This is a genomic window from Dactylosporangium thailandense (genome assembly GCF_059739745.1).
Genome location: NZ_AP029195.1, coordinates 7,732,434 through 7,746,554, shown reverse-complemented (window position 1 = coordinate 7,746,554; position 14,121 = coordinate 7,732,434). Strand labels below are relative to the sequence as shown.

13 protein-coding genes are annotated in these 14,121 nt (G+C 71.9%); 8 read left to right on the top strand and 5 right to left on the bottom strand.

Annotated elements, in window-relative coordinates:
* Positions 1-9: 9 nt before the first annotated feature.
* From zwf to tkt, 4 genes are all read right to left on the bottom strand, one after another.
* Entirely contained in the window at positions 10-1,527 is a 1,518-nt protein-coding gene (zwf, locus tag AC6JBM_RS34365) for a glucose-6-phosphate dehydrogenase (RefSeq protein ID WP_497978142.1), read from the bottom strand.
* Between the two features lie 4 nt (positions 1,528-1,531).
* Complete coding sequence (locus AC6JBM_RS34360) at positions 1,532-2,983, bottom strand: glucose-6-phosphate isomerase (protein ID WP_497978141.1); 1,452 nt, start codon at positions 2,981-2,983, stop codon at positions 1,532-1,534.
* An 83-nt stretch (positions 2,984-3,066) separates the two neighbouring features.
* Positions 3,067-4,176: a transaldolase gene (gene tal, locus AC6JBM_RS34355; RefSeq protein WP_497978140.1), complete on the bottom strand. Its 1,110-nt coding sequence runs from the start codon at positions 4,174-4,176 to the stop codon at positions 3,067-3,069.
* Positions 4,177-4,195: 19 nt separating this feature from the next.
* Entirely contained in the window at positions 4,196-6,337 is a 2,142-nt protein-coding gene (gene tkt, locus AC6JBM_RS34350; RefSeq protein WP_497978139.1) for a transketolase, read from the bottom strand.
* A gap of 390 nt (positions 6,338-6,727) precedes the next feature.
* Between tkt and AC6JBM_RS34345 the strand changes: the two genes are divergently transcribed.
* The 8 genes from AC6JBM_RS34345 (at position 6,728) to AC6JBM_RS34310 (ending at position 12,240) form a co-directional block, all read left to right on the top strand.
* Positions 6,728-7,717 carry a heme o synthase gene (locus AC6JBM_RS34345; protein WP_497978138.1) on the top strand — a complete coding sequence of 330 codons (990 nt, stop codon included), beginning with the start codon at positions 6,728-6,730 and terminating at the stop codon, positions 7,715-7,717.
* 313 nt (positions 7,718-8,030) lie between these two features.
* Complete coding sequence (locus AC6JBM_RS34340) at positions 8,031-8,354, top strand: hypothetical protein (RefSeq protein ID WP_350615209.1); 324 nt, start codon at positions 8,031-8,033, stop codon at positions 8,352-8,354.
* A gap of 39 nt (positions 8,355-8,393) precedes the next feature.
* Positions 8,394-9,296, top strand: a complete 903-nt coding sequence (locus AC6JBM_RS34335; protein ID WP_497978137.1) for an ATP-grasp domain-containing protein — start codon at positions 8,394-8,396, stop codon at positions 9,294-9,296.
* Positions 9,297-9,322: 26 nt separating this feature from the next.
* The gene (locus AC6JBM_RS34330) at positions 9,323-9,955 is read left to right on the top strand and encodes a hypothetical protein (RefSeq protein ID WP_497978136.1); all 633 of its coding nucleotides are present in this window, start codon (positions 9,323-9,325) and stop codon (positions 9,953-9,955) included.
* 3 nt (positions 9,956-9,958) lie between these two features.
* On the top strand, positions 9,959-10,681 hold the full coding sequence (locus AC6JBM_RS34325; protein WP_497978135.1) for a TIGR03089 family protein: 723 nt from the start codon (positions 9,959-9,961) through the stop codon (positions 10,679-10,681).
* Positions 10,682-10,727: 46 nt separating this feature from the next.
* Positions 10,728-11,048, top strand: a complete 321-nt coding sequence (locus AC6JBM_RS34320; RefSeq protein ID WP_497978134.1) for an ArsR/SmtB family transcription factor — start codon at positions 10,728-10,730, stop codon at positions 11,046-11,048.
* Positions 11,045-11,470: an SRPBCC family protein gene (locus AC6JBM_RS34315; RefSeq protein WP_497978133.1), complete on the top strand. Its 426-nt coding sequence runs from the start codon at positions 11,045-11,047 to the stop codon at positions 11,468-11,470. The genes AC6JBM_RS34320 and AC6JBM_RS34315 overlap by 4 nt, the downstream gene beginning before the upstream one ends.
* Positions 11,471-11,478: 8 nt before the next feature.
* On the top strand, positions 11,479-12,240 hold the full coding sequence (locus AC6JBM_RS34310; protein WP_497978132.1) for an alpha/beta fold hydrolase: 762 nt from the start codon (positions 11,479-11,481) through the stop codon (positions 12,238-12,240).
* Positions 12,241-12,264: 24 nt separating this feature from the next.
* Here the strand turns inward: AC6JBM_RS34310 and AC6JBM_RS34305 are convergent, their stop codons facing one another.
* Positions 12,265-13,413, bottom strand: coding sequence for a lyase family protein (locus AC6JBM_RS34305; protein ID WP_497978131.1), 1,149 nt, complete (start codon positions 13,411-13,413; stop codon positions 12,265-12,267).
* Between the last annotated feature and the right edge of the window lie 708 nt (positions 13,414-14,121).

The window sequence follows — 14,121 nt, the reverse complement described above, 5'->3', positions numbered from 1 at the left end:
CGGCCCCGGTCAGGCCCGGCGCCAGGCGCGGCCCTCGCGGGCCAGCATCTCGTCGGCGGCCCGCGGGCCCCACTCGCCCGCGCGGTACGGCTCGGGCGTCGAACCCGCCCAGGCCTCCTCGAGCGGGTCGACCACGTTCCAGCTCGCCTCGACCTCGGCCGAGTCCGGGAACAGCGTCTTGTCGCCCACGAGCACGTCGAGGATGAGCCGCTCGTAGGCCTCGGGACTCGCGTCGGTGAAGGCCTCGCCGTACTGGAAGTCCATCGCGATGTCGCGGACCTCCATGGTCGTGCCGGGCACCTTCGAGCCGAACTTCAGCATCACGCCCTCGTCCGGCTGGACCCGGATGACGAGCTGGTTGTTGCCGAGCATCTCCACGTCCGCGTCGCTGAACGGCAGGTGCGGGGCCTTCTTGAACAGGATCGCGAGCTCGGTGACCCGCCGCGGCAGGCGCTTGCCGGCCCGGATGTAGAAGGGCACCCCGGCCCAGCGGCGGTTCTGGATGCCCAGGCGGGTCGCCACGTACGTCTCCGTCTTGGAGTCCGCCGGGACGTCCTTCTCCTCGAGGTACCCCGGCACCCGCTCGCCGGCGACCCAGCCGGTCAGGTACTGCCCCCGGACCGTGTTGGTGGCCACGTCGGCCGGCACCTTGATGGCGTTGAGCACCTTGAGCTTCTCGGTGCGGATGGCGTCGGCGTCGAACGCGGTCGGCTCCTCCATCGCCACCAGGGCCAGCAGCTGCAGCAGGTGGTTCTGCAGCACGTCGCGGGCGGTGCCGACCTTGTCGTAGAAGCCGGCACGGGAGCCGATGCCGACGTCCTCGGCCATGGTGATCTGCACCGAGTCGACGTAGTTGGAGTTCCACACCGGCTCGAACAGGTTGTTGGCGAACCGCAGCGCCATGATGTTCTGGACGGTCTCCTTGCCCAGGTAATGGTCGATGCGGAACACGTCCTGGGCGGTGAAGGCGTCGTCGACGAGGTCGTTGAGCTGCTTGGCCGAGGTGAGGTCGTAGCCGAACGGCTTCTCCACCACGACCCGGCGCCAGCCGCCGGACTTCGCGTTGTCCGACATGCCGGTGCGCTCGAGCTGCTTGAGCACGACCGGGAACGCCGAGGGCGGGATCGACAGGTAGAACGCCGCGTTGCCGGGGATGCCGGACTCGTCGTGCAGGTCGCTCAGCGTCTGCGCGAGGTGGTCGAAGGCCTGGTCGTCCTCGAACGAGCCGGGCACGAACTTGATGTTGCCGGCGAGGCGGGACCACACCTCCTCCCGCCACGTGGTGCGGGCGCCGTTCTGCGCCGCCTTGCGGGCCAGGTCCTCGAAGTCGCCGTCGCCCCAGTCGCGCCGGGCGAAGCCCAGCACGGCGAAGCTGGGCGGCAGGAGTCCCCGGTTGGCCAGGTCGTAGACGGCCGGGATGAGCTTCTTGCGGGCCAGGTCACCGGTGACGCCGAAGATGACCAGCGCACACGGCTCGGGGATGCGAGGCAGTCGCCGGTCCTGCGGGTCCCGCAGCGGATTGGTCATCAGTTCACCCTCCGAGGGCGGCCAACAGTTGTTCGATACCGGTTGCCCGGTCGGTCAGATGCAAACGCAGCCACGGCCCGTCGCCGGGGGCGGCGGAGGCGGCCTGGAGCTCGCCGAACGTGTACGGCCGGCCGGGCACCCGCACGTCGTGGGTCACCGCGCCGGTGATGAGCAGCGTGGCGCCGGTGCCGGAGGCGGCGCGCGGTCCCCAGCCGAAGGTCACCGCTCGTGCCACCCGCCCGCCGAGGGCGTCACGCACCCCGGCCGCCGCCGCGTCGCCGCCGGGGTCGAGGTGGGCCTCGATCGCCACCCGGCCGCCGGGCGGGACGGTGTGGGTCAGGCCGTCGATCGCGGCGATGAGCGTCGTGGCCGTCGTCTCGCCGTACACCTCGATCGCCCCCTCGACGAGGGCGGGCGTCTCGGCGGGCACGCCGCTGTCGAGCCGGTGCAGCAGCGCGTCGCCGTCGCCGGTGGGCCGCGGGGCCGCCCCGGCCACGATCGCGGCCTGCTCCCAGGCGAACAGGTGCGCGCCGAGCGGGCCGTTGACGGACAGGTCGGGGTTGATGCCGCCGCCGGGCATGATGGCGCGGCCCAGGACGCCGCCGACGGTCACGCCGAGCACGTCGGGGCCCTCGTGGCCCCAGGAGGAGGGGTTCTCCAGCGCGACGGTGACCAGGGCGTCGCCGAAGAGGCGCTCGATCCACGGGCCGAGGCCGTCGATGCCGGTGCCGTCGGGGGCGACGGCGAGCTTGTCCCGCCCGTCGCGCACCGCCGCGGCGATCGTCTCGCCGAGCGCGACGCCCGGCAGCACGGGCTCCGCGGCCGGCTCGGCCCGGCGGGGGGCCGGCGCGGCGAAGCCCGCGGCGGCGCGGGGCGGGGGAGGAGTCTGGAACGCCGCGGCCTCGGCCAGCAGCGCCGCCGTGTCCGCCCCGGCCAGGCCGGCGGGGACGAGGGCGTAGGCGCTCAGCGCGGAGGCGGTCGGCGCGGCGAGGAAGAGCGGCGCGCCCATCTCGCGCGCCACGGTCTCGAACCCGGAGCCGGGCGCGGTCACGACGACGAAACGCCGGCCCACGTCGTGCAGGCCGGCGTCCTCGAACGCTTGCAGGAAGGCCCGCCGATGGGCATCCGCGACGACGGTCGGCTCCGGCACCGCCAGCACGACCACCGTCCGCTCCAGCCGGTCGGCCAGGGCCGCTCGCACCCGGTGCGGATCGGCGGTGTCGAGCACGGTGAGGTCCAGGCCGAGGGTGGCGGCGATCGCCGCGGCCCCGGCGCCCGGCCCGCAGAGCACGACCCGGTCCAGCCCCCGCGCGCGGACGGCGGCGATCCGGTCGGTCAGCTCGGGACCGGGGAGGAAGGGGAAGGGTGCGGGTGCGCCGACCGGCCGCGCGGTCGCGGCGACGCCGAACACCGTGAGTCCGGCCGCCGCCACGACGTCGTCGAGCAGATCAGACACCCGCCACCCCCTGCATGCCCTCATCTTGGCGCCCGTGCACGACGGGCGAGTACCGAATGAGCGAACGACAGAACGCGCGAACGTCAGGACGCGGAGTCCAGCGCCTTCTGCACCGTCTCGATCATTTCCTTGCCGCTGACGCCGAACTTCTCGACGCCCTCGCGCTCGAGGACGTCGACGACGTCGTTGTAGTCGATGCCCAGCGCGGCCAGCGAGTCCATGACCTGCTGCGCCTCGGCGTAGCCGCCGGTCACGGCGTCGAGGCGCACCTCACCGTGGTCGGCGAAGGCGTGGATCACCGGCTCCGGCATGGTGTTGACCGTGCCCGGGGCGACGAGCTCCTCGACGTAGATGACGTCGCGGTACTCCGGGTTCTTGGTCGAGGTCGAGGCCCACAGCGGCCGCTGGGGCTGCCCGCCCGCGTTGGCCAGGGCCTGCCAGCGCTCCGAGGAGAACTGCTGCTCGTAGAGCTGGTAGGCGAGCTTGGCGTTGGCGATGGCCGCCTTGCCCTTGAGCGCCTTGGCCTCGTCGGTGCCGATCTTGTCGAGGCGCTTGTCGTATTCGGTGTCGACCCGCGACACGAAGAACGACGCCACCGAGCCGATCTTGGACAGGTCGTGGCCGTTCTCCTTGGCCTGCTCCAGACCCGCGAAGAAGGCGTTGATCACGGCCTCGTACCGCTCCAGCGAGAAGATCAGCGTCACGTTCACGCTGATGCCCTGGGCCAGCGTGGCGGTGATCGCCGGCAGGCCCTCCTTGGTCGCCGGGATCTTGATGAACAGGTTGTCGCGGTCGACCAGCCACCACAGCTCCTTCGCCTCGGCGAGGGTGCGGGCGGTCTCGGCGGCGAGCGCCGGGTCGACCTCGATCGAGACGCGGCCGTCGACGCCCCGGCTGGCGTCGGCCGCCGGCTTGAGCACGTCACAGGCCCAGCGCACGTCGTGCGCCATGATCGAACGCATCGCCTCGGGCACCGAGGTCTCGCGCAGCGCCAGGTCCTTGACCTGCTCGGCGTAGTCCTCGGCGGAGGTGACGGCCTTGGCGAAGATCGTAGGGTTGGTGGTCACGCCGACGACGTGCTGCTCGCGGCGGAGCTTGTCCAGCCCGCCACTGGTCAGCCGCTGACGGGAGAGGTCGTCGAGCCAGATCGCCACACCAGCGGCGGCGAGCTCGGCCAGCCGATCGGAACTCATCGCGTTCTCCTTAGGTGCTTCAGTTGCCGGTGGTGCTGCCGGTGATCTCGCCGACCTTGGCGAGGGAGGCGTGCGCGGCCGCCACGACCTTGTCGGCGGTGAAGCCGAACTGCTCGAACAGCACGGTGTAGGGCGCGCTGGCGCCGTAGTGCTCGATGCTCACCGGGACGCCGCAGTCGCCGAGGATTCCCCGCCACGACATCGCGATGCCGGCCTCGACCGTCACGCGGGCCTTCACGCCGGTCGGGATGACCTGCTGGCGGTAGGCCGCGTCCTGCTCCTCGAACCACTCCTGGCACGGCATCGACACGACCCGGGTCGGGGTGCCCTCGGCCTCCAGGCGCTCCTGGGCCTGAACCGCGAGCTGCACCTCGGAGCCGGTGGCGATGATGATCACCTTGGGCTGGCCGTCGGAGGCGTCCTTCAGGATGTAGCCGCCCTTGGCCACGTTCTCCGCCGGGGCGTAGACCGTGCGGTCCAGGGTGGGCAGGTTCTGCCGGGTGAGCGCGAGCGCCACCGGCTGGTCCTTGCGCTCCAGCGCCACCTTCCAGGCCTGCGCGGTCTCGTTGGCGTCGCCGGGGCGGACCACCGCGAGGTTGGGGATCGCGCGCAGCGCCGACAGGTGCTCGATCGGCTGGTGCGTCGGGCCGTCCTCGCCGAGGCCGATCGAGTCGTGCGTCCACACGTAGATGACCGGCTGGTGCATGAGCGCGGCCAGGCGCACCGCGGGGCGCATGTAGTCGGAGAAGACGAGGAACGTGCCGCCGTAGGGGCGGGTCGGGCCGTGCAGCTTGATGCCGTTGAGGATCGCGCCCATGCCGTGCTCGCGGATGCCGAAGTGCAGGGTCCGGCCGTACTCGTCGCCGGGGAACGCCTTCGTGGCGTATTCCGACGGCAGGAACGAGGGCTCGCCCTCCATCGTCGTGTTGTTGCTCTCCGCGAGGTCGGCCGAGCCGCCCCACAGCTCCGGCAGCACCGCGGCCAGCGCGCCGAGGGTGTCGCCGGACGCCTTGCGCGTGGCCACGCCCTTCTCGCTGGCCGGGAACTCCGGCAGCGACTTCTCCCAGCCGGCCGGCAGCGCGCCGGACAGCAGCCGGTCCAGCAGCGCGGCGCGCTCGCCGGCGCCCTCGCGCCACTGGGCGAAGGCGTCGTCCCACTTCGCGTGCAGCGCCTTGCCCCGCTCGATCGCGCCGCGGGTGTGCGCGAGGACCTCGTCGGCGACCTCGAACGACAGCGTCGCGTCGAAGCCGAGGACCTCCTTGGTGGCCCTGACCTCGTCGGCGCCCAGGGCCGAGCCGTGGATCTTGCCGGTGTTCTGCTTCTTCGGGGCCGGCCAGCCGATGATGGTGCGCAGCGCGATGAACGTCGGCTTGTCGGTCACCGCCTTGCCGGCCTGGATCGCGTCCCACAGCGCGTGGACGTCCTCCTTGTAGACCCCGTCGCCGGCGTCGTGGCCCTTGCGCCAGTCCACGACGTGCACGTCGAAGCCGTAGGCCTCGTAGCGCTTGGCCACGTCCTCGCTCTTGGCGACCCGGGTGTCGTCCTCGATCGAGATCTCGTTGTCGTCGTAGATGACCGTCAGGTTGCCCAGCTTCTGGTGCGCGGCGAGCGCGCTGACCTCGTGGCTGATGCCCTCCTCGATGTCGCCGTCGGAGCACAGCACGTAGACGTCGTGGTCGAACAGGCTCTCCCCGGTGGCCGGCTCCGGGTCGAACAGGCCGCGCTCGCGGCGGGCGGCCATGGCGAAGCCGACCGCGTTGCCGATGCCCTGGCCCAGCGGGCCGGTGGTGGTCTCGACGCCGGCGGTGTGGCCGTGCTCGGGGTGGCCCGGGGTCAGCGAGCCCCACTGGCGCAGCGACTTCAGGTCGTCGATGCTCAGCCCGTAGCCGGCCAGGTACAGCTGGATGTACAGCGTCAGGCTCGAGTGGCCGCAGGAGAGCACGAAACGGTCGCGCCCGAGCCAGTTCGGGTCGGTCGGGTCGTGCTTCATCACCTTCTGGAACAGAAGGTAGGCGGCCGGGGCCAGGCTCATCGCGGTGCCGGGGTGGCCGTTGCCGGCCTTCTCGACGGCGTCCATCGCCAGCACCCGGACCGTGTCGACGGCGCGCCGGTCGACGTCGGACCAGGACAGCTCGGGACCCTTGACCTCTTCAACGCTCACGGCGGTGCTGCTCCTGTCGAACGGCGAGGTTTGCGTAGTTCCTCGAAAGACTTTGAGGGGGTTATCAAGTCGACCCTACCCACGATCGGGTAACCCCACGCGCAGTCGACCATGTTTCGGACATCGGCGACACTGCCTGCGGCAACGGTAGTCGATGCCCGCATCCGCCCCCAGGGCGCCGATGAGCCCCGATGGCTCAGACCTGGATCGGTTCAGCTGTCAGCGAAATCGGACAGGCCCGGACTCTCCGCTCACCGGTGCCGGTCACGGTCCCCCGGGGTCGCCGTCCGAGCAGCCACGATCCTGTTCTACGATGCGGAAGCCCGCTGGTCTCGGCGGGATTCCCCGCTCCGCCGCATGGCCTCGCCCCGGGAAGGTGGCAAACCAGACGTGACGCAACTCGTCGACCGCGGTGTCGCTGACCAGCTCACGTCCGCCCCGGTCCGTCCGACCACGGCGGGTGCCCTCGCCCTGGCCCAGCGCCAGGAGGAGACCCGGCGACGCGCGGGTCTCGGTGCGATCGTCAAGGCCTACGTCTCGCTGACCAAGCCGCGCATCATCGAGCTGCTGCTCATCACGACCGTCCCGGTGATGTTCCTCGCGGACAAGGGCCTGCCCTCGCTGTGGCTCGTTCTCGTCGTGCTCGTCGGCGGCTCGCTCGCGGCCGGCGCCGCCAACGCGCTGAACTGCTACATCGACCGCGACATCGACCAGCTCATGAAGCGCACGTCGCGGCGCCCGCTGGCCACGCACACCGTCTCCCCGCGCAGCGCGCTGATCTTCGGCCTCACGCTCGCCGTGGTGTCGACGGTGCTCATGGCCGCCTTCACCAACCTGCTCGCCACGCTGCTGACCGTCGGCGCGATCGCCTACTACGACCTCGTCTACACGATGTGGCTCAAGCGGACCACGCCGCAGAACACCGTCTGGGGCGGCGCCTGCGGCGCGGCGCCGGTGCTCATCGGCTGGGCGGCGGTCACCGGCGGGCTGTCCTGGACGGCGTGGGTGCTCTTCGCGGTCGTGTTCCTGTGGCAGCCGCCGCACTTCTACGCGCTGGCGATCAAGTTCAAGGACGACTACGCCCGGGCCGGCATCCCGATGCTCCCCGTCGTGCGCAGCCTGCGCCGCGTGGGGCTGGAGACGGTGATCTACAGCTGGCTGACCGTCGGCGCCTCGGTCGCGCTCTGGCCGATGGGGATGACGCCCCTCTACGGCGTCGTCGCGGTCGTCACCGGCGCGCTGCTGCTCGTCGAGGCGCACCGCCTGCACGGCCGCGCCCGGCGCGAGGAGCCGCTCAAGCCGATGCGGCTGTTCCACTGGTCCGTGACCTACCTGACGCTGCTGTTCGTCGCCGTCGCCGTCGACGCTCTGATCCAGTAGCGGAGCGGGACGAGCCGGTAGCGGGCGCGTCAGCAGGACGGCAAACAGAAGTGGCCGGAACTCCCGGCCATTTGGGCGCCTAAGCGAAAGTTAAGCCGGAAACGCCCGATTTTTTGGCACGTCCTCTCAGGCGCGGACCGCACGTGACACATGTCTCGCTTTACGCGCCGGAAACACCTGAAGAAAATCCCGATATTTACGGACATTGCCGCGCTAAACGCCCGACGTGTGGCGTAAACCTGTTGGTAAGAACGATCACAACCGGCGCCGACTTCACCCGCACGTGGCCCGCCGTCCCTCTAGTGTGGCCGTCATGGCAGATGGTTCCGATACGACGATGACCCTCAACCGTCCGGTTCCGGGCGGGCTGATCGCGGGCCTCAAGTCCTTCGCGGACGACCATGGCGGCGCGAAGGCAGTCATCGAGTACGTCGGCCGGCGCGGTGCCCGCATCGTGCTCGTCGGGGAGGACGGCGTCTGGGGCGACCAGATGGCCGAGGGCACGGACATCGCGCGTTCCGCCTGCGCCCAGGCCGGCGTCACGATCGAGAACGCCTGGGAGCGCGAGCTCCTCGAGCACATGCGGCCGAGCAACGACCTCTGGCGCTCGATGGGGCGCCGCACGCTGTCGCGCTAGGACACCCCGAACCCGCCCGCCGCGGGTATCTTCGCCTGCGTGAATCATGATCGTTCCCTTGTCAACGCGACCCGGGCCGCCGCCCGGGTCGCTCTCGTTACCTGCACCGACCTGCCGGACCTCGACGAGGACGACCGGGCGCTGATCCCGGCCCTCGCCGCGCGGGGCATCGCGGCCGAGCCGGTGCCGTGGGACGCCGCCGGGGCCGACTGGGCCGCCTACGACCTCGCGGTCGTGCGCAACACGTGGGACTACGCCAAGCGCCGGGCCGAGTTCGTCGCCTGGGCCCGCTCGGTGCCGCGGCTGGCCAACCCGGCGTCGGTGATCGAGTGGAACACCGACAAGCGGTACCTGCGCGAGCTCGCCGAGGCCGGCATCCCGATCGTCCCGACCACCTGGGTCGAGCCCGGCGACGCCTTCGTGCCGGAGGGCACCGGCGAGATCGTGGTCAAGCCCGCGGTGAGCGCCGGGAGCATCGACACCGGGCGGTACGACCTCGGCTCCCAGGCCGCGCTCGCCGCCGAGCAGGTGCGCCGGCTGCAGGAGGCCGGGCGGCTCGTGATGATCCAGCCGTACCTCGACGCCGTGGACACCGCGGGGGAGACGGCGCTGCTGCACTTCGACGGCGCGTTCAGCCACGCGATCCGCAAGGGCGCGATCCTCACCGGCCCGTACGTCGAGGGCGACCTGCTGTACCAGAACGAGAACATCTCCCCGCGCACCCCGTCGGACGAGGAGCGCGCGCTCGCCGCCCGCGTGCTCGCCGCGCTGCCGGTGCCGGCCGGGGAGCTGCTGTACGCCCGCGTGGATCTGCTGCCCTCCCCGGACGGCCCGGTGGTCATCGAGGTCGAGCTGGCGGAGCCGTCGCTGTTCTTCAGTCACGCGGAGGGCTCGGCGGAGCGCTTCGCCGCGGCCGTCGAGCGCCGGTTGGCGCTCAGGTAGGTGCCGCCCGTGCCGATGTGACCGGGGTGAAGCGGCGCGTCGGCGCGGGCCTGGCCCTCCTCGCGACCCTGGTCACCGGGGTGGCGGGGTGCAGCATGCTGCCCGGCCTCGGCGGCGCCGGCACCGGCGGCTCGACCGGCGGCGGCAAGGGCTCGGGAAAGGCCGTGAACCTGCCGGAGAAGACGGTGTACCTGCGCGGCGACGCGGTCGACCCGTCCGCCGGCCTCACCACGGGCGCCCCGGTGCGGGGCCCGATCGCGTCCATGTCCCCGTTGCCGTCCCGCACGCCGCTCACCGCCACCCCGAGCTACAGCCCCACCGACTGCACCGGCGCCTACCGCCAGGGCGTCGTCAACGGCGCCGACGTGGCCCCCGGCACCACCTCGGCCGTCGTGAGCTGGTGGAACATCGGCGACCCGGCGCTGGTCGAGTACCGCCTCGCCGCCGTGTCCCAGGACCTCTACATGGGCCCGCAGCCGACCTGGACCTGGCAGACGGTGCCCGCGGGCAAGGGCTGCAGCCGGGTCAGCGCGACCGTCACCGGGCTGAGCTCGAAGGTGCCCTACGTCTTCGTCATCCACGCCGTGCTCAAGAAGTACGAGACGCTGCCCCCGGTCGAGCCGGAGGTGGCCCGCAGCAGCGCGACCGTCATGCTGTAGGGCATGGGCACCCACCGCGCGCCGGAGCTGACCGAGCCGACCCTCCTCACCTTCCACGACGCCGCCACCGGCGAGCACGTCGAACTCAGCGCGTCCGAGCTCGGCGGCTGCGCGGCCCAGGTCGCCGGCCTGCTGCGCGAGGGCTGCGGGATCGACGAGGGCGGCCGGGCCGCGGTGCTGCTCCCGCCGCACTGGCTCACCGCCGCGGTGCTCATGGGCGCCTGGTCGGCCGGGCTGCGGCTGTCGCTGCAGGACACCGCGACCGCCGGGCTCGACGTGCTCGAGCCCGGCGCGGACCTGCCGTACGACGTGCTCTTCGTCGCCGCCGGCCGGATCGGCTCCTGGCTGGAGCGCATCCCCGACGCCAAGCACCGGTTCTCCCTGTTCGCCGAGGAGGCGCCCGAGGGCTACCGCGACCTCGAGGCCGCCATCGACGAGTTCTCCCCGCACGTGCCCGCGCCCGGGCGCACGCGAGCGAGCGACGCCGTCACGCCCGACGGCACCACCTACGGCTCGTTCGGCGCGATCGCCGCCGAGCTGGCCGAGCGGATCGGGCTGCGGGCCGGCGACCGGCTGCTGGTGAACGCGGCCACCCAGGAGCACCCGCTCAAGTGGCTGCTCGCCCCGCTGTCGGCCGGCGCGTCCGTGGTCATCGCCGCCAACGCGGGCCCGGAGGCGTTCGCCGCCCTGGCCGCGTCCGAGCGGACGACGCACAGCCTGCAATGACAACCATTCGGTTGTTAAACCACCGAGTTGTCGGTACCGTCGGGGCATGGTGGTCACCGACGAGCTGAGCCTCGTCTTCGCGGCCCTGGCCGATCCGACGCGCCGGGCCATCCTGGAGCGGCTCGCCGAGGGCGAGGCGACGGTCCAGCAGCTCGCCGAGCCCTTCGCGATGACCCAGCAGGCGGTCTCGAAGCATCTCAAGGTGCTGGAGAAGGCCCGGCTCATCTCGCGCACCCGCAGCGCCCAGGCCCGGCCCTGCGCGCTGGAGGGCGAGCGGCTGACCGAGGCGGGCGGCTGGATCGAGCGGCACCGGGCCCTCTGGGCGGGCCGCCACGACCGGCTCGGCGAGTACCTGGAGCGGCTGTGAGCGAGCTGACCTTCAGCCGGGTCCACCGCGCCTCGCCGGAGCTGCTGTTCGACTGCATGACCCGGCCCGAGCACCTCACGCACTTCTGGGGCCCGGCCGGCACCACGACCCCGCTCGACGGGATCGTGGTCGAACTGCGGCCCGGCGGCCGGTTCGAGACGACGATGGTGGGCGCGGACGGCTCGGCGTACACCATGCGGGCCGTCTACGCCGAGATCGACCGCCCGCACCGGCTCGTCTGGATCGAGCCGGAGGTCGAGGGCGGGATGCGTACCGAGGTCACCTTCGTCGATCTCGGCGACGGGCGCACCGAGGTGACGACGCGTCAGACCAACGTCCCCGAGGCCTACCTGAGCGCCCGGGCGCGGGCCGGCTTCGCCACGAGCCTCGACCGCTTCGACGCCTACCTTTCCACCCTCTAGGAGCCCCGATGCCCACCGTCACCTCCGCCGACGGCACGCCGATCGGCTACGAGTCCACCGGCTCCGGCCCGGCCCTGGTGCTGGTCGACGGCGCCTGCTGCTTCCGCGCCGCCGGTCCGATGCGCCCCCTCGCCGCCGCCCTCCAGGACCATCGCACGGTGTACTGCTACGACCGCCGCGGCCGCGGCGAGAGCGGCGACACCCAGCCCTACGCGGTGCAGCGCGAGATCGAGGACCTCCAGGCGGTCGTGGCGGCCGCGGGCGGCACGGCGAGCGTCTACACCATGTCCTCGGGCGGGGCGATCGGGCTCGCGGCCGCCGCGCAGGGCTCGGGCATCGCCGCGCTGGCGGTGTACGAGCCGCCGTTCGCCGGCACCGACCCCGCCTACACCGAGGCGCTGACCGGCCTGCTGGCCGAGGGCCGCCGCGGCGACGCCGTCGCGCTGTTCCAGTCGCGGGTCGGGATGCCGCCCGAGGCCATCGCCGCCTTCCGCGCCTCGCCCGGGTTCGCCGTGCTGGAGGGCATCGCCCCGACGCTCGCGTACGACGACGCCGTGCTGCGGCCCGGGCACCTGCGGCCCGAGGTCGCCGCCGCGATCACGGTCCCGGTGACCCTGATCGCGGGCGGCGCCAGCCCCGCGTTCCTGCGGGAGGCGGCGCGCTCGACCGCGGCCGCGATCCCGGGCGCGCGGTTCGAGGTGCTGGACGGCCAGACCCACGGCGTCGAGCCGGCCGCCCTCGCTCCGCTGCTCGTCAAGCTGCTGGCGTGACCACGGGCCCGCGGCGGGCGCCGGTCACCGCTTCGTGCCGAAGGCGTCCAGCGCCCGGTCGATGAGCGGCCCCACCGCGTGCAGGTCCCCGGTGATGCCGCTGCGGCTCAGGTTGTCGCGCATGACGTCGGGGTGCACCAGCAGCCGCTCCAGGGCCGCCCGCAGCCACGACGCGGCCGAGCCGGTCGCCACGAGGAGCTCGCGCAGCGGGCGCCACTCCGCGTGCCAGGCGCCGGCCGCCCCCTCGTGCTCGTGGGCCATCGCGGCCAGCAGGTTCGCGACCAGGCCCGGCGCCGACGCGGCGCAGCCCAGGGCGCACACCGCGGCGATCGGGTCGCGCCGGTGCGGCCCGGCCGGGGAGCCGCCCGGTGGGGAGGCGGAGACCTCGTCGACCTCGTGCTGGGCGAGCAGCGTCAGGTCGCGGGCGACCTTGGCCACCGCGCCGGCCGCGGAGCCCAGGGCGCCGGCCAGGTCGGCGATGCGGGTCCGCTCGGTGTGCCAGGGCAGGGCGGGCTCGCGCAGGCCCAGCACCGTGGCCAGGCCCTCCAGCACGTCCGGGCCGGCGTCGCCGAAGGGGGCCAGGGTGCCCGCGGCGCCGCCGAACTGCACGGCCAGCCGGTCGGCCCGCACCTGGTCCAGGCGGCGGCGGGCGGCGTCGAGGCCGCCGAGCCAGCCGGCCGCCTTGAGCCCGAAGGTGGTCGCGGCGGCCGGGCGCAGGAGCGTCCGGCCCGCCATGGCCGTGTCCCGGTGCTCCCGGGCCAGCCGCGCGGTGAGCTCGGCGCAGGCCCCGAGGTCGGCCAGCAGCGGCCGCAGCGCGCGGGCGGCGACCAGCATGCCCGCGGTGTCGATGACGTCCTGGCTCGTCGAGCCCCGGTGCACGGCCGCGGCGTGCTCGGGCACGGCGCGGCGCAGGGCCTCCACCAGCGGTTCGACCGGATCGCCGCTCCCGGCCGCGGCCCGGCCGATCGCCGCCGCGTCGAACGCCTCGGGGCGGGCGCACGCGGCCCCGATCGCGTCCGCGGCGGCCTGCTCCAGCAGGCCGCTGAACGCCTGCACCTCGGCCAGCGCGGCCTCGACCTGCAGCATCGCGGTCAGCCAGGCGTCGTCGCCGACCGCCGCGGCGACCTCGCCGCGGGCCAGCACCTCGCCGAAGAGGCTCGAAGTCGGTCCCATGGGTTCCCCGCTGTGTGTACGACGGCACACCATGGTATCGAGCCGTACGTGCTCGTCCGGCAACGTTGCGTGAACCTTGCCGGGGCGGGTGGGGCACGCATCGGGTCGGCGGCACGGCGCCGGGGCGTCGTCGCCGCCGGCGCCGTGACCCCGGTTACAGGAAGTCGGTGAATCCCGGCCGGTAATAGATTAGGGAGTGACAGAATGAAGTGATAGAAAGAACGCCACCGGTTAGGAGCAAGAGGGAAGGGGGGTGAGTGATGGAGTTGAGTGGTTGAAATACGTAATATAGGAAATTGTAATGGTGTGGATAGGTATAGAGATGGTGGTAGAAGAGTTAGTGGGAATAAGAAGAAGAAGTGTAAAGTAATGGAGGAATGATAGATGATGAGGTAGAGGAATGATGAGATTAGGAAGAAGGTTAGGTGTAAGGATTAAATAATACGGATGGTGGTTAGGAATGGGAGGTAGAGGGAAGTGGGGAAAAATGGATGTTGTTGTTGAATATAAAAGATGGAAAGGATAATTTGTTTTTTGGATGTGGTTTGTATTAGGGGATTGGTGGGGGTGGTATGTTGGGGAGAGGGAATGTAAGATTAGGAGGGGGATAAAGGGGTAAGGGAGGAGATGAGAGAGGTGAGGTAGGAGTGGGGAGGATTAAAAGGGATTATAAGTGTGCAGCACGCCGCGACGCGGAGGTCGTGCATC

Coding starts and splice junctions, on each gene's coding strand:
- AC6JBM_RS34320 (WP_497978134.1), top strand. CDS start 10,728: ATGGTGGTCACCGACGAGCTGAGCCTCGTCTTCGCGGCCCTGGCCGAT.
- AC6JBM_RS34305 (WP_497978131.1), bottom strand. CDS start 13,413: ATGGGACCGACTTCGAGCCTCTTCGGCGAGGTGCTGGCCCGCGGCGAG.
- zwf (WP_497978142.1), bottom strand. CDS start 1,527: ATGACCAATCCGCTGCGGGACCCGCAGGACCGGCGACTGCCTCGCATC.
- tal (WP_497978140.1), bottom strand. CDS start 4,176: ATGAGTTCCGATCGGCTGGCCGAGCTCGCCGCCGCTGGTGTGGCGATC.
- AC6JBM_RS34310 (WP_497978132.1), top strand. CDS start 11,479: ATGCCCACCGTCACCTCCGCCGACGGCACGCCGATCGGCTACGAGTCC.
- AC6JBM_RS34340 (WP_350615209.1), top strand. CDS start 8,031: ATGGCAGATGGTTCCGATACGACGATGACCCTCAACCGTCCGGTTCCG.
- AC6JBM_RS34325 (WP_497978135.1), top strand. CDS start 9,959: ATGGGCACCCACCGCGCGCCGGAGCTGACCGAGCCGACCCTCCTCACC.